17 protein-coding genes and 3 pseudogenes are annotated in these 22931 nt (G+C 58.5%); 18 read left to right on the top strand and 2 right to left on the bottom strand.

The window, feature by feature from the left end; genetic code table 11:
- The first annotated feature begins 36 nt into the window (after positions 1-36).
- The gene (locus H3Z84_RS11745) at positions 37-435 is read left to right on the top strand and encodes an MFS transporter (RefSeq protein ID WP_416226111.1); all 399 of its coding nucleotides are present in this window, start codon (positions 37-39) and stop codon (positions 433-435) included.
- Positions 436-455: 20 nt separating this feature from the next.
- Here H3Z84_RS11745 and H3Z84_RS11740 read toward each other — a convergent pair.
- Both H3Z84_RS11740 and H3Z84_RS11735 read right to left on the bottom strand, forming a co-directional pair.
- A pseudogene (locus tag H3Z84_RS11740) lies at positions 456-1012 on the bottom strand (ATPase, T2SS/T4P/T4SS family); the annotation flags it as partial.
- Positions 1013-1036: 24 nt separating this feature from the next.
- Entirely contained in the window at positions 1037-1918 is an 882-nt protein-coding gene (locus H3Z84_RS11735; RefSeq protein ID WP_199457587.1) for a LysR family transcriptional regulator, read from the bottom strand.
- A 488-nt stretch (positions 1919-2406) separates the two neighbouring features.
- Between H3Z84_RS11735 and leuC the strand changes: the two genes are divergently transcribed.
- The 17 genes and pseudogenes from leuC to H3Z84_RS17370 all read left to right on the top strand — a co-directional run.
- A complete protein-coding gene (gene leuC / locus H3Z84_RS11730; protein WP_199457586.1) occupies positions 2407-3825 on the top strand; it encodes a 3-isopropylmalate dehydratase large subunit in 1419 nt (472 codons plus the stop codon).
- Positions 3826-3842: 17 nt separating this feature from the next.
- Positions 3843-4490, top strand: coding sequence for a 3-isopropylmalate dehydratase small subunit (gene leuD / locus H3Z84_RS11725; RefSeq protein ID WP_199457585.1), 648 nt, complete (start codon positions 3843-3845; stop codon positions 4488-4490).
- A 17-nt stretch (positions 4491-4507) separates the two neighbouring features.
- The gene (gene leuB, locus H3Z84_RS11720; RefSeq protein ID WP_199457584.1) at positions 4508-5581 is read left to right on the top strand and encodes a 3-isopropylmalate dehydrogenase; all 1074 of its coding nucleotides are present in this window, start codon (positions 4508-4510) and stop codon (positions 5579-5581) included.
- 126 nt (positions 5582-5707) lie between these two features.
- A complete protein-coding gene (gene asd / locus H3Z84_RS11715) occupies positions 5708-6823 on the top strand; it encodes an aspartate-semialdehyde dehydrogenase (protein WP_058340843.1) in 1116 nt (371 codons plus the stop codon).
- Between the two features lie 313 nt (positions 6824-7136).
- Complete coding sequence (locus tag H3Z84_RS11710) at positions 7137-10196, top strand: FimV/HubP family polar landmark protein (RefSeq protein ID WP_199457583.1); 3060 nt, start codon at positions 7137-7139, stop codon at positions 10194-10196.
- Positions 10197-10283: 87 nt separating this feature from the next.
- Positions 10284-11192, top strand: a complete 909-nt coding sequence (gene truA / locus H3Z84_RS11705; protein ID WP_199457582.1) for a tRNA pseudouridine(38-40) synthase TruA — start codon at positions 10284-10286, stop codon at positions 11190-11192.
- Positions 11189-11818, top strand: a complete 630-nt coding sequence (locus H3Z84_RS11700) for a phosphoribosylanthranilate isomerase (RefSeq protein ID WP_199457581.1) — start codon at positions 11189-11191, stop codon at positions 11816-11818. The genes truA and H3Z84_RS11700 overlap by 4 nt, the downstream gene beginning before the upstream one ends.
- Positions 11819-11822: 4 nt before the next feature.
- Positions 11823-13019 carry a tryptophan synthase subunit beta gene (trpB, locus tag H3Z84_RS11695; protein ID WP_213016952.1) on the top strand — a complete coding sequence of 399 codons (1197 nt, stop codon included), beginning with the start codon at positions 11823-11825 and terminating at the stop codon, positions 13017-13019.
- A gap of 17 nt (positions 13020-13036) precedes the next feature.
- On the top strand, positions 13037-13846 hold the full coding sequence (trpA, locus tag H3Z84_RS11690; protein WP_199457580.1) for a tryptophan synthase subunit alpha: 810 nt from the start codon (positions 13037-13039) through the stop codon (positions 13844-13846).
- Between the two features lie 38 nt (positions 13847-13884).
- Positions 13885-14814, top strand: coding sequence for an acetyl-CoA carboxylase, carboxyltransferase subunit beta (gene accD, locus H3Z84_RS11685; protein ID WP_094624051.1), 930 nt, complete (start codon positions 13885-13887; stop codon positions 14812-14814).
- A complete protein-coding gene (gene folC / locus H3Z84_RS11680; RefSeq protein ID WP_199457579.1) occupies positions 14795-16105 on the top strand; it encodes a bifunctional tetrahydrofolate synthase/dihydrofolate synthase in 1311 nt (436 codons plus the stop codon). Before accD ends, folC begins: the two co-directional genes overlap by 20 nt.
- Positions 16106-16195: 90 nt before the next feature.
- Positions 16196-16855 (top strand): SPOR domain-containing protein, encoded by a 660-nt coding sequence (locus H3Z84_RS11675; protein WP_199457578.1) that lies wholly within the window; start codon positions 16196-16198, stop codon positions 16853-16855.
- Between the two features lie 103 nt (positions 16856-16958).
- Complete coding sequence (locus H3Z84_RS11670; protein ID WP_058340852.1) at positions 16959-17528, top strand: CvpA family protein; 570 nt, start codon at positions 16959-16961, stop codon at positions 17526-17528.
- A 34-nt stretch (positions 17529-17562) separates the two neighbouring features.
- Positions 17563-19086 carry an amidophosphoribosyltransferase gene (gene purF, locus H3Z84_RS11665; protein ID WP_199457577.1) on the top strand — a complete coding sequence of 508 codons (1524 nt, stop codon included), beginning with the start codon at positions 17563-17565 and terminating at the stop codon, positions 19084-19086.
- Between the two features lie 21 nt (positions 19087-19107).
- A complete protein-coding gene (locus tag H3Z84_RS11660) occupies positions 19108-20331 on the top strand; it encodes an O-succinylhomoserine sulfhydrylase (RefSeq protein WP_199457576.1) in 1224 nt (407 codons plus the stop codon).
- Positions 20332-20354: 23 nt separating this feature from the next.
- Positions 20355-20891 (top strand): annotated as a pseudogene (locus H3Z84_RS17375) (DNA translocase FtsK 4TM domain-containing protein); the annotation flags it as partial.
- A gap of 381 nt (positions 20892-21272) precedes the next feature.
- Positions 21273-22931 (top strand): annotated as a pseudogene (locus H3Z84_RS17370) (DNA translocase FtsK); the annotation flags it as partial.

The following is a 22931-nucleotide window of genomic DNA, read 5'->3' as shown; positions in this document are numbered from 1 at the left end:
TCTGGTTGTGAAAGAGCATGCAGGTTAGACTCGGACATGGCGTATCATTCCTCTGTTGGTTGTGATCTTGGCGGTGATCAACCAACAGGATACGCCACCCCTTCAGCCTGCTTCCATACACCAGAAATCACCATAACTCGGCTTGTGCCGGTGCTGATCTTTGCCCAGCTGTTGCACGCGGCGTCTTACGGCGCCTTGCATGCGGTTTCGGTGCAGTACATTCAGGGCTTCTTCGGCAAACATCACCACGGTCAGGGGCAGGCGCTGTACAGCGGTTTGACCTTCGGCGCCGGTGGCGCGCTCGGCGCCTGGATATCAGGTTTCCTGGTGGACGGCTACAGCACCTCTGCCGCCTTCTGGGGCGGTGCCGTAGCCATGGCTCTTGCCATCGTGGTTACCTGGCGGGGGCTGCAACCCCCGCCGAAAGAGGCCTGACCGGGCGTTTATTGATCCGGGTCTTCCTCACTGATTTTGCCTTCCTGCCAGAGCTTGAACAGGGCCAGGTCGAAGGTTTGCATGCCCAGGTTGGCAGACTTCTCCATGATCTCCTTGATGCCGTCGATCTCGCCCCGCAGGATCAGTTCGCTGATAGTGGGAGTGCCCAGCAGGATCACATCCGGCGCCTGGCGCAGGGTGTTCTTCAGGGCTTTCTGGAAACTGCGGGTATCCACGCCTACTTCCCGCTGGTTCACGATGCTCTTCTTGTGCCGGTGAATGTATTCCACCGGATCTTCAATGGTGATGATATGGCCGGCAGAATTGCTGTTACGGTGGTCGATCAGCGCCGCCAGGGAGGTGGACTTACCGGAGCCGGTCGCCCCTACAAACAGCACCAGCCCCCGCTTGGCCATCACCACGTCTTTCAGGATAGGCGGCAGCCCCAGGGCATCGGCATTCGGTCAATGGGCTTCAGGGTACCGTGGAACTTGGCGCAGGGCGGAGCACCGGTGCTCAGGTAAAGGTCTGAGCCATCGTGCTTGGCCAGGATTTTCAGGTAATCGTCAAAGCCCATCTTGTCTCCCGTTGTTTATCCGGATCAGGTTGTTTGGTTTGCTTCTTCGTCGTGAACAATACCGAGCAGGGCGGTCGCCGCCGGGCTCAGATGCCGGCCTGACAAACCCACCGCCCCCAGCACCCGGCTGACCGGAAACCCGGTGTCCAGCTGGTGCAGGCTTTCATCCACCATACTCACCGGCAACACACTCCAGCCAAGGCCCACACTGGCCATCATCTTGATGGTCTCAAGATAGTTGGTGGGAATCTGCTGTTTGAGCGGAAGGTTGGCTTCCAGAAACAAACGGCTGACCGCCCGGTACGTTGCCGTGGTGGTGTCTGGCAGCAGCGCGGGATACTGGGCCAGGTCTTCAAGACTGGCGTTTTTACCCACTGCAAGCTCATGGCCGGCGCCCACCACAAAGGCCATAGGATCAGACCACTGTTCGTATACCACGAACTCGCTTCCCATGCTGTCACTGAGTGTGACAAACGCCAGCTCTGCGTTACGTTTGAGCATCTGACTGTAAGCGGCATCGGATTCCATAAACTGCAGGTTGACCGTTACCTCCGGGTAGTCACTGACGAACCGTCGCAGCCAGTTTGGGAGATGATGCAGGCCAATGTGGTGGCTGGCGATGATTTCGAGTTCGCCACTGATGATGCCGTCGTCGGCTGACAGCGCCATGCGCGCGTTATGGATCTCATCGAGGATGCGCCTGGCGTGGGGCAGCAGCCTGGCGCCGGCTTCGGTGACACGGATTTCCCGGTGGCCGCGTTCTATCAGCTTGGTGCCCAGCTGGTTTTCCAGGGCCGCAAGGCGTTTACTGATAGCCGGCTGCGTCAGGTGCAGGGCTTCTGCGGCTTCGGAGAAGGAACCCTGGTCTACGATTGTCAGGAATGCCTTCAGTGCGTTTGGATCCACTATGTACCCCCTTGCCTCTTACCTCTTGTTGGGGAGCTGGGAGCGGCTTCAGGGCCCCCTCCCAAAAAACGCTCCTTCGGCACGTCCGTGTGACGCTTGGGCTCCGCCATCCATGGCTCCGCACATTTTTGGGAGGGGGCCCTGAAGCCGCTCCGCGGACAATTGAATAGGCCGTCTGGTGTGGGCATTTGCACGGCGTTTCGAGCGCGTTGGTGGGGTCCGCTTCCCAAAAGTTTCGGAGGCCATGGATGGCCGGAGACAAGCGCCCATGGATGGCTTGAGCGCCTTTTGGGAAGCGGACCCCACCAACGTGCGCCCGGCACGGAGTTGGATCGAAGTTAACGCCAAACTCCGGATTACCTAGAATATAGAGCATAACCAAAGGGAATGCGATAGATGAAAAAGATGAATTGAGGTTATGTCAGGCGGAAGAGTAAGATAGAGGTATCAAAGCAGAAACAGAAACCCCCAGAGAGTGAGAGAGAACCATGGCGGGCAAGACTTTATACGACAAATTGTGGGACGACCATTTGGTCAAACAGCGGGACGACGGCTCCGCGTTGATTTACATCGACCGTCAGTTGCTGCACGAAGTAACCTCACCGCAGGCATTCGAAGGTCTTCGCATTGCCGGCCGCAAGCCCTGGCGGATTGATGCCAACATCGCGACACCGGATCACAACGTGCCGACCACCGATCGTGATCGTGGCATCGACGGCATTGTGGACCCGGTTTCCCGCACCCAGGTGGAAACCCTGGACAAGAACTGCGACGAATTCGGGATCCTGGAATTCAAGATCAAGGATCAGCGCCAGGGCATCGTGCACGTGATCGGGCCGGAGCAGGGTGCGACCTTGCCGGGCATGAGTATTGTGTGTGGGGATTCCCATACCTCTACTCACGGCGCCTTTGGTTGCCTGGCCCACGGTATCGGTACCTCGGAAGTTGAGCACGTTCTGGCCACCCAGTGCCTGGTTCAGAAAAAGATGAAGAACATGCTGGTGAAGGTGAACGGCAAACTTGGCGCGGGTGTGACCGGCAAGGATGTGGTTCTGGCCATCATCGGCAAGATCGGTACCGCAGGCGGTACCGGTTACGCCATCGAGTTTGGTGGTGAGGCGATCCGTGGTTTGAGTATGGAAGGCCGTATGACCATCTGCAACATGGCCATCGAGGGCGGTGCCCGTGTGGGTATGGTGGCGGTGGATGACACCACCATCGAGTATGTGAAAGGCCGTCCGTTCTCTCCGAAAGGCGAGACCTGGGACAAGGCCGTTGAATACTGGCGCACTCTGCACAGCGACGACGATGCCGTTTTCGACAAGGTGGTTGAGCTGGACGGCACGGCTATCCAGCCGCAGGTGAGCTGGGGTACATCTCCGGAGATGGTAACCGGAGTCGACGGCAATGTGCCGGACCCGGCGAAGGAAGACGATCCCATCAAGCGTGAAGGCATTGTGCGCGCGCTTAAGTACATGGGCTTGCAGCCGAACCAGAAGATTACCGATATCCAGCTGGATCGCGTGTTTATCGGTTCCTGCACCAACAGCCGGATTGAAGACCTGCGTGAAGCCGCCGCTGTGGTGAAAGGCCGCAAGGTGGCGCCGAGCCTGAAGCAGGCCATGGTGGTTCCGGGTTCTGGACTGGTGAAAGCGCAGGCGGAGCAGGAGGGTCTGGACAAGATCTTTATCGAGGCGGGTCTGGAATGGCGTGACCCGGGTTGCTCCATGTGTCTGGCCATGAACGCCGACAAGCTGGGGCAGGGCGAGCATTGTGCGTCTACCTCCAACCGGAACTTCGAAGGTCGTCAGGGCTTTGGTGGGCGTACCCACCTGGTGAGCCCGGCCATGGCTGCCGCAGCGGCGGTAACCGGCCACTTCGTCGATGTCCGTGAATTGATGCACTGAGCCACAGGAGAGAGACCATGCGCGCATTTACGCAACACCAGGGCATTGTAGCCCCCATGGACCGTTCCAATGTGGACACGGACATGATTATTCCCAAGCAGTTTCTGAAGTCCATCAAGCGCACGGGCTTTGGCCCGAACCTGTTTGATGAACTGCGCTACCTGGACGAAGGCAAGCCGGACCAGGATTGTGCTGGCCGTCCGCTGAATCCGGATTTTGTGCTGAACCAGGACCGTTACAAAAACGCCAGTGTACTGCTGGCCCGGGCCAACTTCGGTTGCGGTTCCAGCCGTGAGCACGCGCCTTGGGCGCTGGATGATTTCGGTTTCCGGGTGATCATTGCCCCGAGCTTTGCCGATATCTTCTACAACAACTGCTTTAAGAACGGCCTGTTACCCATTGTTTTGGATGAAGAAGTTGTCGACAAGCTGTTCAAGGAAGCCGAAGCGAACGAGGGCTACCAGCTGACCGTTGACCTGGAAGCCAAGACCGTGACCACGCCGTCTGGCGAGTCGTTTGGTTTTGATGTGGATGACTTCCGTCGCCACTGTCTGCTGAATGGTCTGGACGACATTGGTGTCACGCTGGAAGATGCCGAGACCATTCGCGCCTACGAAGAGGCTCGCCGCAAGACGGCTCCCTGGCTGTTTAACGCTGGAAACTGATTAACAAGGATTTGGATATGTCCCGTAATGTATTGCTTCTGCCGGGTGACGGCATTGGTCCGGAAATTGTTGCCGAGGCAGAAAAGGTTCTGCACAAGGTTAATGAGCAGTTTGGTCTTGGTCTGAGTTTTGACAGCGCGTTGGTCGGTGGTGCGGCCATCGATGCTAATGATACTCCGTTGCCGGACGAGACCCTGGAGAAGGCCCGCAAGGCCGACGCCATTCTGCTGGGCGCCGTAGGTGGCCCCCAGTGGGACAGCTTGCCGATGGCCAAGCGCCCGGAGAAGGGGTTGCTGGGTTTGCGTTCTAACCTGCAGCTGTTTGCCAACCTGCGTCCGGCCATTCTGTACCCGCAGCTCGCGTCTGCGTCTTCCCTGAAGCCGGAAGTGGTTTCCGGGCTGGATATCCTGATCGTGCGCGAGCTGACCGGTGGTATCTATTTCGGCCAGCCCCGTGGTGTGCGTGAGCTGGAGAGCGGCGAGCGTCAGGGTTACAACACCTATCAATATACAGAATCCGAGATTCGCCGGATTGGCCGGGTTGCTTTTGAGGCGGCCCAGCAACGGGGCAAGAAACTTTGCTCTGTCGACAAGGCCAACGTGCTGGAAGTGACCGTGCTGTGGCGCGAAATCATGGAAGACCTGAAGCGGGAATATCCCGATGTGGAGCTGTCCCACATGTACGTGGACAACGCCGCCATGCAGCTGGTTCGTGCGCCGAAGCAATTCGACGTGATTGTGACTGGCAACATGTTTGGTGATATTCTTTCTGACGAAGCGGCTATGCTCACCGGCTCTATCGGCATGTTGCCGTCTGCGTCGCTGAACTCTGAAAAGCAGGGCATGTACGAGCCTTGCCACGGTTCGGCACCGGATATCGCCGGTAAGGGCATTGCCAATCCGCTGGCCACCATCATCAGTGCAGCCATGATGCTGCGTTACAGCCTGAATGAGGAAGAAGCCGCAGCAGCGATTGAAGCGGCGGTCAGCAAGGTGCTGGATCAGGGCCTGCGTACCGCAGACATCATGTCTGACGGCGGCCAGAAGGTCTCCACCCGCGAAATGGGTGAGGCGGTTCTGAACGCACTTTAAGCCAGGCTTGATCCGGCAAACCGAGACCCGACAGCGGCGCGATGCTGCCGCTGCGGGATCATCCATCCTGTCCCTGCCAGCGATAACGGTAATGGGCGGGCATAATGTGAGGTTCAAAGGTCGCACATGAAGCGAGTTGGACTTGTAGGTTGGCGTGGCATGGTAGGCTCAGTCCTCATGCAGCGCATGCGTGAAGAAAACGATTTTGCCGATATCGATCCGGTGTTTTTCACCACTTCCCAAACAGGGAAGCCGGCCCCGGACGTAGGCAAGGAAGGTGTTCCTCCTCTGCAGGACGCCTTTGATATCGATACCTTGAAAGGCATGGATGTGATCGTGACCTGTCAGGGCGGCGATTACACCACCGAGGTTTACCAGAAGCTGCGTGATGCGGGCTGGGAAGGCTACTGGATTGATGCCGCATCCACCCTGCGGATGGTGGATCATTCCGTGATCGTGCTGGACCCGGTTAACCGTAACGTGATCGACTCCGCCCTTGATAAAGGCGTGAAGGACTACGTTGGTGGTAACTGCACCGTCAGCCTGATGATGCTGGCCCTGGGTGGCCTGCTGGAGCAGGACCTGATCGAGTGGGTTTCTCCGATGACGTACCAGGCGGCTTCCGGTTCTGGTGCCCAGAACATGCGTGAACTGCTGAACCAGATGGGCGCCCTGAACGAGAGCGTGAAATCAGAGCTGGCCGATCCCTCATCCGCCATCCTGGAAATCGACCGCAAGGTGACCGACACCATGCGTTCCGGCGATTTCCCCACCGAGCATTTCGGTGTGCCACTGGCCGGCAGCCTGATTCCGTTTATCGACAAGCAGCTCGATAACGGCATGAGCAAGGAAGAGTGGAAAGCGGGTGTGGAGACCAACAAGATTCTGGGCCGCTCCGGCAACCCGATCCCTATTGATGGTATCTGCGTGCGCATTGGCGCCATGCGTTCTCACAGCCAGGCGCTGACCATCAAGCTCAAGAAGGATCTTTCGGTTTCTGAAATCGAAGGCATCCTGGCCAAGGGCAACGACTGGGTGAAGGTGATCCCGAACGATCGTGACGCCACCATGCAGGAGCTGACCCCTACCAAGGTGACCGGTACCCTGAGTATTCCCATTGGGCGCATCCGGAAACTGGCCATGGGGCCGGAATACATTTCAGCGTTCACCGTGGGTGACCAGCTGCTTTGGGGCGCCGCTGAACCGCTGCGCCGCATGCTGCGGATTCTGCAAGAGCGTTAAGAAATGTTACGCAGGGGCAATTAATGCCAACTGTGTCCGGTTTTTAGCAAACCGGTCGGGGGCGGAGGCTGATTTCAGCGTCCGCCCCTGTTATTTTCAAGGGCAGTAAGGAGTTCCGCCCGACAGGTCAGGAATCAGTGCAAGGATTGCAGCTGATTGATTGATAAAAGGGGACTTATCATCAATACTTTCCCCACCATAGTTAGACTTACGATATAAAAACGAGAAATAACAAGACGAAACGTCATCCAACCTCGTCCGATTCTGTTGAAAGTCAGCAGTAACGAATAACGGAGACTGGAAAGGAAAAAGCATGAAGGTACGCAAGCTTGCGGTTGCCCTGGCGCTGGCGGGAGGGCTTGGCTCCGGCATGGCACAGGCCCTGGGACTCGGTGAAATCGAACTGCAGTCCTGGCTGAATGAGCCTCTGGACGCAGAAATCTCACTCAGACAGAGTGCGGGTGTAGATCCGGGTGATGTATTCGTCAATGTGGCACCGGAGGCTGCTTATCAACGAGTTGGCCTGGAACGGAACCAGTTTCTGAGCAAACTCAAGTTCGAGGTTGTAACGGGCTCCGATGGCAACCTTGCAATTAACGTGTCGTCCCGTGAGCCGGTGCGTGAACCATACCTGAACTTCCTGCTGGAACTGACCTGGCCCAACGGTCGCCTGATGCGGGAGTATGCGGTTCTGGTTGATCCCCCGATCTATGCCGAGGAATCAGGTGTTCAGGAGCAGGTGAGCACCCCTGTATCGTCGGCGGCATCTGCGCCGGCACGTCAAACCACGACTCGCAGTCCGGAATCGATTCGTCGCGAGGCGGCTGTACAGCGTGCGCCGGCCCGGGGCTACCAGCCTGACACCTTTGGTCCGACCGGACCGTCTGACACGCTTTGGATGATTGCCCAGCGCATGAGGCCGGATAGTTCTGTGTCCATGCAGCAAATGATGCTGGCTATACAGGATCTTAATCCGGATGCGTTTATCGACGGCAATATCAACAAGCTGAAACGCGGGCAGGTACTTCGTGCTCCTACCCTTGATCAGATCCAGAGCCGCACCAAAGCCGAGGCCAATCGTGTTGTTGCCCGACAGAACGAGGAATTCCAGTCTCCACGCCCTGTTGATGCAACCCGTACCGCCCAGGCGGAATCCGCTCCGGCACAGGCAGCTGGCACAGCCGGTGCCGACGGCACCGACGAACTGAAACTGCTGGTAGCCGAGGAAGAAACGTCTCCCCGTACCGATGACGAAGGCGGTTCAGCCGGTGGAGATGGCGAACAGGCTGGCGGTGCAGACGCCGGTAATGCCGTTGCCATGGAAGAGCTGGATGCGACTCGTCGTGAAAACGAAGAGCTGTCCAGTCGCCTGCAGGATATGCAGGAACAGGTTCAGACCCTGCAACGCCTGCTCGAGCTGAAGAACAGCCAGTTGGCAGAACTTCAGGGTATGACCCAGGAAGAAGCTGCTGCTGCGCTCGCGGCCGAGGGTGACAGTGCCCAGGCCGGTGCCGCAGGTGCGGACGCCGATGCTGAGGGTGAAACCACCGCGGCTACGGAGTCTGCTGACGCAGAAGAACCGGCGGCTCAGGCCGGCGAAAGCGCTGAGGCCCGGGAAGGTGAAAGTGCTGAGGCCCAGGAAGGTGAAAGTGCTGAAACTGAGGCTGGCATGGCTGAAGGCAGCGCGGACACGACTGCCGCAATGTCTGGTGACGGCGAGCAAGCGGAAGCCAGTGCTGCTGAAGGTGAGAGTGAAAACGCCGAGGCTCCCGCGGAGGCCGAAGCCGATGCATCTGGTTCTGGTCAGGCTGACGTAGCGGGTGCTGATACGGCTGCACAGCCTGATACCGAGTCTGCAGAAGCGACAGAAGCTGCTGAAGCCGACGACGCCCCTGCAGCGGCTGCAGCTCCGGCTCAGGAAGAATCCAGGGCCCAGCCCAAGCCCTCTCAGACTGCGCCTGCCAAAGAGAAGGGCTTCTTCGGTCAGTTCATGGACACGGTTCTGGGCAACCCGATGTACCAGATTGCTCTGGGTGGTGGCCTGATTCTGTTGCTCCTGCTTCTGCTACTGGTGGCTCGTAAAAACGCCAAGCGCGAGAAGGATTTCTACGATGAGTTCAATCGTGGTGAAGACGATTCGGCAGATGATTCGGTAGACCTTGGCCCCGCAGCGGCTGTTGCCGGCAGCGACCAGGAAGAAACTGCCGATGCGCTGACAGAAGCCGAGACCTACATTGCCTACGGTCGTAACGACCAGGCCATCGAAGTCCTGGAAACCGCAATTTCCCGCGAGCCCAGCCGCGCAGACCTGCGCCTGAAGCTGTTGTCTGTCTATGCAGATAACCAGGATCGTGATGCCTTCGAGAAGCAGTACGGTGAAGTGGCGGCACTGGAAGACGAGTCCGCCCTGCAGGAAGCGGAAGCCATTCGCGGCCGTCTGGGCGAAGCGGAGTCCATGCCCAGCATTGATGACCTGGAGTCCCAGCTGCGTTCTGATTCCTTCAGTCTGGCGGATAACGAACCGGGGCAGGCGCTTTCTTTCGAGACACCGGAGCAGGAGCCGGAAGAAGACTGGTCCCTGTCTGACGAGCTCAAGGCGGATGAATTTGAAGCCGCTGCCGATGAAGTGAAAGAAAACGAGTTCGGCGAGCTGGAATCCGACAGCTCACTCGAAACCGATGCAGACGACAATTCCGTTGAATTCGATCTCTCCGATTTCGAGCTGGACGCTGAAGATGCCGGTCTGGACCAGTTGGATTCCGAGCAGCCTGCTGAAGAAGAGATCGACCTCGGCCTCGAGGGCGAGTCGCTGGACGAATCCTTCCTGGACGAGCTGGATGCCGAGCTGGAGAAAGTATCCAGCGAGGATGACTCCCTGGAAGAGCTGGACCTTGAAGATTCTTCCCTTGAAGAGCTGGAACTGGACGTTTCCGACGAAGACCTGGCCCTGATGGAAGAATTCTCTGAAGACAGCGAGAGCCCGGAGGTCGACGAAGAACTGGGCCTTGAAGACGCCCTGCAGGAACTGGAGACCGAAGAAGAACCTCTTGGCGACTTGCCGGATGTTGATCCTGAACCTGAGGCTGAGGCGTCCGACACTGACGCAGAAGTTCCGGAAATCCCGGAAGAGGGCGCGTCAGACGAGGCGATTACTCCCGCTACCGGACTGGATATCGACGAAAGCGATCTTGAAGACGACGACTTCGATTTCCTGGCCGGCACCGATGAGGCTGCCACCAAGCTCGACCTGGCCCGTGCCTACATCGAGATGGGTGACAGCGATGGTGCCCGTGACATCCTGGAGGAAGTTGCACTGGAAGGTAACGATGATCAGAAAGCCGAGGCGCAGGAGCTCCTTAAAAATCTTTCCTGATCCGTTATAATCAGTTCCATCGTGGCAACAGCGCCGGCCTTTGTGCCGGCGCTTTGTTTTTCAGAAGACATCATTCCGGGCTGACCCTTGTTTCTTACTCCACAACCCCTGACCACAGACAACGCCATCGGTAACGGCCGTGTTGCCATTGCCTTCGAGTACGACGGCCGGCGCTTCCATGGCTGGCAGTTCCAGAAAAGCGGTGTGCGATCAGTGCAGGCCGAACTGGAAAAGGCTGTGGCAAAGGTGGCTGATCATCCGGTGGACCTGGTATGTGCCGGCCGGACCGATGCCGGGGTGCATGCCAGTTTTCAGATTGCCCATTTTGATACTCCCTCGGTACGCAACCTCCGGTCCTGGGTGATGGGTATGAACACTGCCTTGCCCGACGACATTGCCGTGCACTGGGCCGGCAACGGGGTTGACGACTTCCATGCCCGTTTTTCTGCGGTTTACCGCCGCTATCGGTATATCATTTACAACCATGCGGTCAGGCCGGGAATCCAGCGCGGGCAGGTGAGCTGGAACTTTCGCCCGCTGGACGAGCACAGAATGCACCAGGCCGCCCAGGCGCTTATTGGCGAGCACGATTTCACCTCATTCCGGGCAGCCGGCTGCCAGTCCCGTACGCCGGTGCGTTACATGGAGCGGATTTCGGTAACCCGAAGCGGCAGTTATGTCGTAATTGATGTGCAGGCCAATGCGTTTTTGCACCATATGGTTCGGAATATAGCCGGTGCCCTGATGGATGTGGGCACAGGAAAGGAATCGGTGGAGTGGGTTGGCGACGTGCTTGAGGCAAGGGATCGCAAGCTTGCCGGGGTCACTGCACCGCCACACGGGCTTTATCTGGTGGATGTGGGGTATCCTGACGGGTATGGTATTCCGAAAGCCCTGTGCGGGCCCGGTTTCGCCAGTCCCTGGTTTTCAGCCGAGGGGAACCAGCCCATTCCGCCAAGCCATATTCACCCGAAACAGCCGGTAACGGAATCATGACAACCCGCGTTAAGATCTGCGGCCTGACCCGGCCAGAGGATGTGGAAGCGGCCATTCGCGCCGGTGCAGATGCCATTGGCCTGGTGTTTTTCGACAAGAGCCCCCGGGCTGTTTCTGCAGAGCAGGCAAAACAACTTGCGGCCAGGGTTCCGGCCTTTGTCACGCTGACCGGACTATTCGTTAATCCGGAGCCAGCGTTCGTCAAACAGGTGCTTGAACAGGTGCCGCTGGACTTGCTGCAGTTTCACGGCGACGAAACGCCGGAATTCTGCGCCTCTTTCGGCCGGCGCTGGATTAAAGCGGTCCGGGTTCAGGAAGCCGGCCAGATCGAACAGGCCTTCGTGGACTACCAGAATGCCTGTGGTCTGCTGGTGGATGCCTGGGATCCGGACCGTTACGGCGGTACAGGTCATTCCTTCAACTGGCAGCTGATTCCGGAACAACGGCCGCTGCCCCTGATATTGGCCGGTGGTTTGTCATCTGCTAACGTAGCCAGCGCTATCGAGCAGGTACGGCCCTGGGCTGTCGATGTGAGTGGTGGGGTAGAGCAGAGTAAAGGCAGGAAAGACGCCACCAAACTATCCGAATTCATTAAAGAGGTTCACCGTGTCTGTAAAACTGACTGAAGAAATGCTCAAGGCGCTTCCTGATGCGAAAGGCCACTTCGGTGCCTTTGGTGGCCGGTTTGTATCGGAAACCCTGATGGACTCCCTGATGACGCTCGAGCGGGAGTATCTGCGCCTGAAAGACGACCCTGAGTTTCAGGCTGCGTTCGACAAGGATCTCGCTGATTATGTAGGCCGCCCAAGCCCTCTTTACTTTGCCGAGCGCCTGACCCGTGAAACCGGTGGTGCCCAGATCTGGCTGAAACGGGAAGACCTGAACCACACCGGCGCCCACAAGGTGAACAACACGATCGGCCAGGCGTTGCTGGCCAGCTTCCTGGGCAAGAAACGCATTATTGCGGAAACCGGGGCCGGCCAGCATGGTGTGGCCACGGCTACCGTGTGTGCCCGTCTGGGTCTCGAATGCCACGTGTTTATGGGCTCTGAAGACGTCAAGCGCCAGTCCCTTAACGTGTACCGGATGAAACTGCTGGGTGCCACGGTGCATGCCGTTGAGAGTGGTACCAAAACCCTGAAAGACGCCATGAACGATGCCATGCGTGACTGGGTAGCGAACGTGGATGAGACGTTCTACATCATCGGCACCGTGGCTGGCCCGCATCCGTACCCGTTGCTGGTGCGCGACTTCCAGTCTGTGATCGGCCGTGAAACCCGTCGCCAGTCGCTGGAGAAAACCGGCAAACTGCCGGATGCCCTGGTAGCCTGCGTGGGTGGTGGTTCGAACGCAATCGGAATGTTCTACCCGTTCCTGACCGACGAATCTGTTGAGCTTTACGGCGTGGAAGCCGGTGGCCTGGGCATTGAAACCGGCCAGCATGCCGCACCCCTGTGTGCCGGCCGCCCGGGCGTACTGCACGGTAACCGTACTTACCTGATGGAAGACGAAAATGGCCAGATTGCCGGCACCCATTCGGTCAGCGCAGGCCTGGACTATCCGGGCGTAGGGCCCGAGCATTCCTGGTTGAAGGATATTGGCCGCGCCAACTACGTTTCGGTAACCGACGAAGAAGCGCTGGACGGTTTCCGTAAACTGACCCGTATTGAAGGTATCATGCCGGCACTGGAGTCTGCCCATGCGGTGGCCTACGCCCTCAAGCTGGCTGCTACTATGGACAAAGACCAAATGCTGGTCATCAATGTCTCCGGTCGTGGCGACAAAGATATTCACACCATTGCCCAATTGGATGGCATCGAGATCTGAAGGTATCAGGAGCAGGCATGAGCCGAATTGAAGGTGTACTGAAATCACTGAAAGAGCAGGGCCGGAAGGCCCTGATCCCCTATATCACGGCCGGTGATCCGCACCCGGATCAGACCGTGGGCCTGATGCACACACTGGTGGCGGCCGGTGCCGATATCATCGAGCTGGGCGTGCCGTTCTCGGATCCGATGGCAGACGGCCCGGTTATCCAGCTGGCCTGTGAGCGGGCGCTGAAGTTCAACACGTCGCTGCGCGATGTGCTGGGTATGGTGAAAGAGTTCAGGAAAACCGATATTGACACGCCGGTCGTGTTGATGGGCTACCTCAACCCCATGGAAGCCATGGGTTATGAGGCGTTCGCCAATGCCGCTGCCGATGCGGGCCTTGATGGCGTGCTGACGGTAGACCTGCCGCCGGAAGAGGCGGATCAGGTGGCCCCGCTGTTCGCCGAACGCAAGCTGGATCCGATCTTCCTGCTGGCGCCGACCACCACGGATGAGCGAATCAGGGCAATCAGTGAGCACTCTTCCGGCTATGTGTACTATGTTTCTATCAAGGGTGTGACCGGCTCTGCCACCATTGACGTCGACGAAGTTGCCCGGAAAGTAGCACACGTGCACGAACTGACCGCTCTGCCGGTAGGTGTCGGCTTTGGTATCCGTGATGCCGAAACTGCCGCCGCAGTAGGCAGAGTATCCGATGGTGTAATTGTTGGCAGCGTGCTGGTGGATACAATAGCCCGACACCAGACAGATCCGGACGGTCTTCGTAAGGCCCTGACCGATCTGTTGCACCCGATGCGCGAGGCTCTGGACAGTCTCTCCTGAGTTAACGGCGTCCAGGCATCAAAGGACAGGATGAAAGCATGAGTAACTGGCTGGAAAAGATCATGCCGAGCAAGATTCGCTCGGAATCACGGCAGCGTACCGGCGTGCCGGAAGGTTTGTGGAAAAAATGCCCCAAGTGTGGCGCCTTCCTGTACAAGCCGGAGCTCGAGAAGAATCTCGACGTTTGCCCGAAGTGTAACCACCACATGCGGGTAAACGCCCGTCGTCGGCTGGATATCTTCCTGGACAAAGACGGCCGTGAGGAAATCGCTGCGGATCTCGAGCCTTCCGATCGCCTGAAGTTCAAAGACACCAAGCGTTACAAGGATCGCCTGTCGGCAGCCCAAAAAGCCACGGGCGAGAAAGACGCACTGGTGGCCTTCAAAGGCACGACCATGGGTGTTCCGCTGGTTGCCTGCGCTTTTGAGTTCAACTTCCTGGGCGGTTCCATGGGCCAGGTTGTGGGTGAGAAGTTCGTCCAGGCTGCCAATGTGGCCCTGGAACACCGTATTCCCCTTGTGTGCTTCTCTGCCAGTGGTGGTGCCCGTATGCAGGAGGCGATCCTGTCGCTGATGCAGATGGCGAAAACCGCTGCGGTCCTCGAGCGCATGAAGGAAGAGGGGATTCCCTACATTTCCGTGCTCACCGACCCGGTATTCGGTGGCGTGTCTGCGAGCCTGGCCATGCTGGGCGACCTGAACATTGCCGAGCCCTATGCGCTGATCGGTTTTGCCGGCCCGCGGGTTATCGAGCAGACCGTGCGTGAGAAACTGCCGGAAGGCTTCCAGCGCAGCGAATTCCTGCTGGAGCACGGTGCCATCGACATGATCCTGCACCGTCATAACATGCGTGAGCGTATTGCCCACCTGCTGGCCAAGTTCACCGGTGGTGAGAAGCCGGGGACCGAGGCTCCGATCGAATTCGAAATCACCGAGAAACCCGATACAGATGAACCCTCCGGGCATTGATCCCTCCCCGGCGCCGGCATCCAGCCCCGGCGCCGGGGCTTCCGTTCAGGACTGGCTGAACTGGCTTGAAGCCATCCATCCTACCGAAATCGACCTTGGCCTGGACCGCGTTCTGGTGGTTCTTCGCCGCCTGTTCCCGCGCAAGCCCAATGCCCGGATCATTACCGTGGCGGGTACCAATGGCAAGGGCACCACAGTTGCCACCCTGGAAAAGCTGTTGCTGGCAGCGGGCCGCACCACCGGGGCTTACACCTCTCCGCATCTCCAGGACTACAACGAACGGGTTCGCCTGAATGGCACAGATATTTCAGACCCGGTCTTGGTGAGCGCTTTCGAGAAAGTGGAAGAAGCCCGGGGCAAGGAATCCCTGACGTATTTCGAGTTCGGCACCCTGGCTGCGTTTGTCGCATTTGCCGATGCCGGCGTGGAAGACTGGATACTCGAGGTTGGCCTGGGCGGCAGGCTTGATGCCGTGAACGTGCTCGATGCTGATTTCGCAGTCATTACCTCCATTGATATCGACCATATCGGCTTTCTGGGTGATAACCGGGAAGTGATCGGTTTTGAGAAGGCTGGCATTTTACGGCCCGGAATTTTTGCCGTGTGTGCCGACCCGGAGCCGCCAGCTTCGGTTTTGCAGCAAGCGGCCGCGCAGAAAGTGGACCTTCAGGTAACCGGAAGGGATTACCAGCTGGCACAGGCCAATGGTGATGCCAATACCGTTGAACTGACCGTGGCGGGTGACCAAATCAAGCTTCCGGCCGGCCCCCTGCCGGTACAAAGTGTTGCCGCAGCGGTTGTGCTGGCTCATAAGTTACTGCCAGATGTGGCGCCGTCATCGCTGGGTGATATTGCCCGAACGGTCAGTGTTCCCGGGAGATTTGAGCTGCTGGGCAGCAGTCCGTTTTTGCGGGCAGACGTTGGCCATAATCCCCACGCGGCGCGCTGGCTTTCCGGGCAGGTCTCGGCTGGTCGCCGTAAAGGCTCAAAGGTGCATGCGGTCTATGCGGCACTGGCAGATAAAGACGTAGAAGGCGTGATGACGGCGATGAAGTCTGTGGCCGATCAGTGGTATTTCGCCGGGCTGGACGTTCCCCGTGGCCTCGCCGTTGACCAGCTGGTCTCCCATGCGCGCGCCTGTGGCATCACCGATGGTGAGGGCTATGGCTCGGTCAGTCAGGCGTTGGATGCGGCTATCGCCAATGCCCGTCCGGATGACTGTATCGTGGTGTTCGGTTCTTTCTATACCGTTGCCGAGGCCCGGGCGAAGTTGGCGGGTGCCGGTTCTTAAACTTTGTCCATTCCCGTGCGGTGGGCTTGGACTTGGCGCAGGTGGCGGTTAGTATCGTGGTGAACGGATAATGAACGGGAGCCGTCAACGGTGGATGGATTGAAGCAACGGATAATCGGCGCGCTGGTACTGATTTCACTGGCGGTTATTTTTGTCCCGATGATTTTTGATGAGCCGCACTCGGAACGTCAGTCCACACCGATCACCATCCCTGAAGAGCCACCGTTCCCGGAAGTGGATATGCCGGCCGAGCCGGACGCCCGGAATTTCGAAGAGCCTGAAACAGACGATTCGAGCGTCGGTTACCGAATGGTTGAAGAGCCTGCAGAGGCCGATGCTGCGGTAGCGGAAACAGTTGAAGAGCCAGCTTCTCAAACAGCTACGGAAGCAACTCCTGCGCAAACAGCTTCGCAGGCAGAACCACAGCAAGCGCCAGAGCCACAGCAGGCAACCGAACCGGTGGCCAGTGTCAGTGAGCCCGAGCAACCCAAGGAGTTCTCCAAAACCCTTGAGGGAGCCTGGATTGTCCAGCTTGGCAGCTTCGGCAACGCCGATAATGCCCGTCGCCTGCGGGACAAGGTAATCGAGATGAAGTACGGAGCGCACCTGCAGCAAGTGACCCGTGGCGACACCGAATTGACCCGCGTGTTCAGTGGCCCCTTTGTGAGCGAAGCTGAAGCGAAGAAGGCAAAGGCCGTACTCGACAAGGAATTCAATCTGAACAGCCTGGTGACCACTGGCGGTAAATAATCCGCCAGCGCCGGAAATCAACCGCTGTTTTGGGCACTCTGCAGTTTGGTGCGGTGCGGTTTCCTGATAGAATTCGCGTTTCCTTTTCTACACCGGGATGTTCATGGAAACGCTGATCTGGATTGACTGGGTCATCATTGCCCTCATTACAGTTTCCACGGTTATCAGTCTCAAGCGTGGCTTCGTAAAAGAAGCCCTTTCGCTGGTAACCTGGATTGGCGCGTTTATCATCGCCCGAACCTTTCACCCCCAGATGCAATCGCTGCTGGAATCTTCGGTTGAAACACCGTTAGTGCGGCTGATCGCCGCGTTCGCGATTCTTTTTTTCGGCACCCTGATTATCGGTGCGATCATCAATAACATGATCGGCCATCTGGTCCGGGCCACCGGTTTGTCCGCGACAGACCGGGTGCTGGGCATGGGGTTTGGCCTGCTGAGGGGCGTGGTGGTGGTTATCGTCGCTATCGCATTTACCCGATACACGCCGCTGGCACAGGATACCTGGTGGAAAACCTCAGTGATGATTGACCGGCTTGCAGTAGTCGAAGACTGGTCACGCCGGACACTGGGGGATGAATTTGCCCGTTTTCTCGGGCCGGCAGACAAAGCGCAGGAACAACCCGTACCTGCTAACGAAATCGAAGACGTGCAACCCGCGTCTGCATCCCGATAACATTCAGTTCTAACACTCGGAGAGTTGCCCAGCCATGTGTGGCATTGTCGGTATTGTCAGTACTTCCAACGTTAATCAGCTGCTTTACGATGCGCTGACCGTTCTTCAGCACCGTGGCCAGGATGCGGCGGGAATTGTGACCTTCCAGGACAACCGGTTTTACCTGCGCAAGGACAACGGGCTGGTTCGGGATGTATTCCACACCCGGCACATGCGCCGCCTGGTGGGTAACGTGGGCATCGGCCATGTCCGTTATCCGACTGCCGGCAGCTCAAGCTCGGCAGAAGCCCAGCCGTTCTATGTGAACAGCCCCTACGGTATTACCCTGGCCCATAACGGCAACCTCACCAACGCCGACGACCTTGCCGAGGACCTGTTCCGCACCGACCTGCGCCATATCAACACCAATTCAGACTCCGAAGTCCTGCTGAACGTGTTCGCCCACGAACTGCAGAAGCAGGGCAAGCTGAACCCCACCAAGGATGAGATCTTCTCGGCGGTGCGGGCCGTGCACAAGCGCTGTCGCGGTGCCTATGCCGTTATCGCCATGATTACCGGCTACGGTATTGTCGGATTCCGTGATCCCAACGGTATCCGCCCGGCCTGCTACGGTGTGCGCGAGAACGAAAGCGGCCAGAAGGAATACATGATCGCTTCTGAAAGCGTGGCCCTGAACGCCGCCGGCTTCACCATGGTGCGGGATATTGCACCGGGCGAGGCGGTGTATATTGAAACCGACGGCACCCTCTACAGCGAGCAGTGCGCCGAGGCGCCCAAGCTATACCCCTGTATTTTCGAGCACGTTTACTTTGCCCGCCCGGATTCCATCATGGACCGCGTATCTGTGTACAAGGCCCGCCTGCGCATGGGTGAAGTGCTGGCAGATAAAGTGCTGCGCGAACGCCCGGAACATGACATCGACGTGGTGATTCCGATTCCCGACACCAGTCGTACCTCTGCCATGCAGATGGCTTACCAGCTGGGCGTGAAGTACCGCGAAGGCTTCATCAAGAACCGTTACATCGGCCGTACCTTCATCATGCCGGGCCAGAAGATGCGCAAGAAGTCCGTGCGCCAGAAGCTGAACCCGATTGACCTGGAATTCCGCGGCAAGAACGTGATGCTGGTGGACGACTCCATTGTTCGCGGCACCACCTGTAAGGAAATCGTACAAATGGCCCGGGACGCCGGCGCCCGCAACGTTTACTTTGCCTCGGCCGCGCCCCCTGTTCGCTACCCGAACGTGTACGGCATCGACATGCCGTCTGCCAATGAACTGATTGCCCACGACCGCACGGTTGAGGAAGTTCGCGGCCTGATTGGCGCTGACTGGCTGGTATACCAGGACCTTGAAGACCTGGTGGCCTGTGTGGACGACGTTAACGATGATATCGATGGCTGGGAATGTTCGGTATTCACTGGCGAATACGTGACCGGTGATGTCGATGCCGCCTACCTGGCGCGCCTGGAAGACCAGCGCAACGACACCAAGCGTTCCGGTGGCCAGGTGATGGACGAAGATAACGGTATTATCGACCTGCACAATGATGAAGACTGACGCCAGCACTAGGAGAACCCGATGACTTACGGCCGCGAAGAACAGCTCTGGATTCCGGAATCGGATCTTGACGGCATGTCTGTGGACACCCTGGCGGTCAGGGCAGGGCAGATCCGTACCGGGCAGCTGGAACACAGTGATGCGATTTTCCCGACATCCAGCTTTGTCTACGGTAGTGCCGCCCAGGCGGCGGCGCGCTTTGGAGGCGAGGAGCCGGGTAACATCTATTCCCGCTTTACCAACCCCACGGTGCAGGCCTTCGAAGGCCGGATTGCGGCGATGGAAGGCGGCGAGAAAGCCGTCGCCACCGCCTCCGGCATGGCGGCGATTCTCAGCACCTGTATGGCGCTGCTGAAAGCCGGGGACCATGTGATTTGCTCCCGGGGCGTGTTCGGCACCACCAACGTGCTGTTCCAGAAGTACATGGCGAAATTCGGGGTGGAAACCACCTTTATGTCCCTGACCGATATGGAGCAGTGGCAGGCCGCGGTGCGGCCGGAAACCCGCATGCTGTTTATCGAAACCCCTTCGAATCCTTTGTGCGATGTGGCCGATCTTGCTGCACTGTCGGCACTGGCCCATGCCAACGATGCCCTGTTTGTGGTTGATAACTGCTTCTGCACCCCGGTGCTCCAGCGCCCGCTGGAACATGGCGCAGACCTGGTAGTGCATTCGGCCACCAAGTACCTGGACGGTCAGGGCCGTTGTGTCGGCGGCGTGGTTGTTGGCCCGGCAAAGTACCTGGACGAAATTTACGGTTTCATCCGCTCTGCCGGCCCCACCATGAGCCCGTTCAACGCCTGGGTGTTCCAGAAGGGCCTGGAAACCTTACCGATTCGTATGCGAGCTCACTGTGCCAATGCGTTAGAGTTGGCTCGTTGGCTGGAACAGCAGCCGGAGGTTGAAAAGGTGTTCTATGCCGGCCTGGAAAGCCATCCCCAGCACGAGCTGGCCAAACGCCAGCAAGACGGCTTTGGCGGTGTGGTGTCGTTCCAGGTGAAAGGCGGGCGGGAGCAGGCGTGGCGGTTTATCGATGCCACCCGGATGATTTCCATCACCGCAAACCTGGGCGATGTGAAAACCACCATCACCCATCCGGCAACCACCACCCACGGGCGGCTGGCGCCGGAAGACAAGGCCAAGGCAGGCATCACCGAAAACCTGATTCGGTTGTCTGTTGGCATAGAAGCCATAGATGACCTGAAAACCGATCTGGATCGAGGTTTTCAGGCACTGAAAGATTAAACTCACTGACGGTTTGGGCATTCATGGCGGAATCCGCTAAAGCGAAAAAAGCAGTATCAGCCGAGCTGACGGAAAAACAGAAACGCTTTCGCCGCCTGATGGCACAGGGCGCCCGTGAAGGGGCTGTCATCGGCCTGATAGTGCTTTGCATCTATCTGGCCATGGCCCTGTTTACCTTCAGCCCGTCTGATCCCGGCTGGGCCAGTATCGGCCACGACACCAGCGTACAGAACTACGCAGGGCGTACCGGCGCCTGGCTGGCCAGCCTGCTGATGGATTTCTTCGGCCACGTTTCCTGGCTGTTTCCTGCCATGATTGCCGGTTATGCAGTCATGCTTATTCGCCTGCGTAACCAGTCACTGGATTTGCACTGGCCGTTGTTCATGGTGCGCTTCGGTGGCTTCCTGCTGATCCTGCTCTCTGCCACCAGCCTGCTGTCACTGTATTCGGTGTTCGGGCTGGGGGAATCCTCCGGTGGTGTCATGGGCATGGCGGTGTCGGAAGCCATGGTGCGCTTCTTTAACTTGCCAGCCACCACACTGCTGTTGATTGCGATCTTCCTGTTTGCCCTGACGGTCACCATTGGTTTGTCCTGGTTCCGGCTGATGGACCAGGTGGGGGCCTTAACCCTGAAGGCCGGGCTGGCCTTCAAGGCGCTGTTTACCCGCGCGGGTAACAAAGCCGAGAAACCCGAACGGCCCGCAAAGCCGGAACCCGAGCCGCCGGTTATTCGGGACAAGGTGGCTGATGAAGGTCCGGACAGCACCCAACCAAAATCCGGGCGTTGGTGGAACCGTCTGTTCCGCCGCCGCGCCAAGGTCGCCAACAAAGAGCAGAAGGCGCCTGCACCGAAAGTCCGTAAAGAACCCGGGCTGGAGGGCCTTGCCAATGTAGACCCGGAACCGGTGCAGCTGGAAAGCTTCAGCTCCCGTGAAGTCGACGAGCCCCGGCCCGAGCCGGCTCTCAGCTCCGACAAACCGGCTCCTCAAGCCAGCCGGTCCCTGAAGATTTCTCCGTTCAAGAAAGACGAGCAGAAACCGTCGGACAAGAAGGCTTCGAACAAGCAGGCGTCGCTACTCGAGGACATCGAGAGCCCGATTCCGCCCATTTCCCTGCTGGACCCGGCCGAAGAGCACAAAGAAAAAGGCTACTCCGAGGAATCCCTGGAACACATGTCCCGCCTGCTGGAAGAAAAGCTGGCCGATTTCGGGGTGTCCGTCGAGGTTGTAGAAGTAAACCCCGGGCCGGTCATTACCCGGTTCGAGATCAAGCCTGCGGCCGGGGTGAAAGTCAGCAAGATTTCCAACCTGGCCAAAGACCTCGCCCGCTCCCTGGCGGTGCTCAGCGTTCGGGTTGTGGAAGTGATTCCCGGAAAATCCGTAGTGGGTATCGAGATACCGAACGAAGAGCGGGAAATCGTGCGCCTGAGCGAGGTGCTGGGCGCCCGGGTATTCACCGAATCGTCGTCTGCGCTGACCCTGGCCTTGGGTAACGACATCGGTGGCAACCCCATGGTGGCCAACCTGGCCAAGATGCCGCACCTGCTGGTGGCCGGTACCACCGGTTCCGGTAAGTCTGTGGGTGTGAATGCCATGCTGTTGAGTATGCTGCTGAAGGCTACTCCGGAAGAAGTTCGCTTCATCATGGTAGACCCGAAGATGCTGGAACTGAGCATCTATGACGGCATTCCCCACCTGCTGGCCCCGGTCGTAACCGACATGAAAGAAGCCGCCAACGCATTGCGCTGGTGTGTGGCCGAAATGGAGCGCCGCTACCGCCTGATGGCGAATCTGGGTGTGCGAAACATTGCCGGTTACAACAAGAAGGTGAAGGACGCCCGCGCCGAAGGCGAACCTTTGCTGGATCCGCTCTGGAAACCGGACGAATACCTGGCCAATGACGAGCAGGAACGCCCGGAACTCGACACCCTGCCGTTTATCGTGGTGGTGATCGACGAATTCGCTGACATGATGATGATTGTCGGCAAAAAGGTGGAAGAGCTGATTGCCCGTATCGCCCAGAAAGCCCGGGCGGCCGGTATCCACCTGATCCTGGCCACCCAGCGGCCGTCGGTGGACGTGATTACCGGCCTGATCAAGGCCAACATCCCGACCCGGATTTCGTTCCAGGTGTCGTCCAAGATCGACTCACGCACAGTACTGGACCAGGGCGGGGCAGAGCAGCTGCTGGGCCACGGTGACATGCTGTACCTGCCGCCGGGCTCCGGCCTGCCGGTTCGGGTTCACGGTGCCTTTGTGGACGATGACGAAGTGCATCGGGTCGTCAGCGCCTGGAAAGCCCGGGGCGAGCCGGAATACGTGGACGACGTCCTTAATGGCGCCGAGGGTGAGAACCTGCCGGGCGTTCCAACCCTCTCGGAAGGGGGCGGTGGAGACGAAGGGGATGCCCTGTTTGACGAGGCGGTGGCCTTTGTCACAGAAAACCGGCGGGTGTCGATCTCGTCGGTGCAGCGTAAATTCAAAATCGGCTACAACCGGGCCGCCAATCTGGTGGATGCCATGGAAGCTTCCGGTGTGGTCAGTCCGGCGGGACACAATGGCGCACGTGAAGTGCTGGCGCCCCCGCCGCCACGAGACTAG

Source organism: Marinobacter sp. bablab_jr003 (genome assembly GCF_016464245.1).
Taxonomy (GTDB): domain Bacteria; phylum Pseudomonadota; class Gammaproteobacteria; order Pseudomonadales; family Oleiphilaceae; genus Marinobacter; species Marinobacter vinifirmus.
This window is presented reverse-complemented; position numbering and strand designations above follow the sequence as displayed.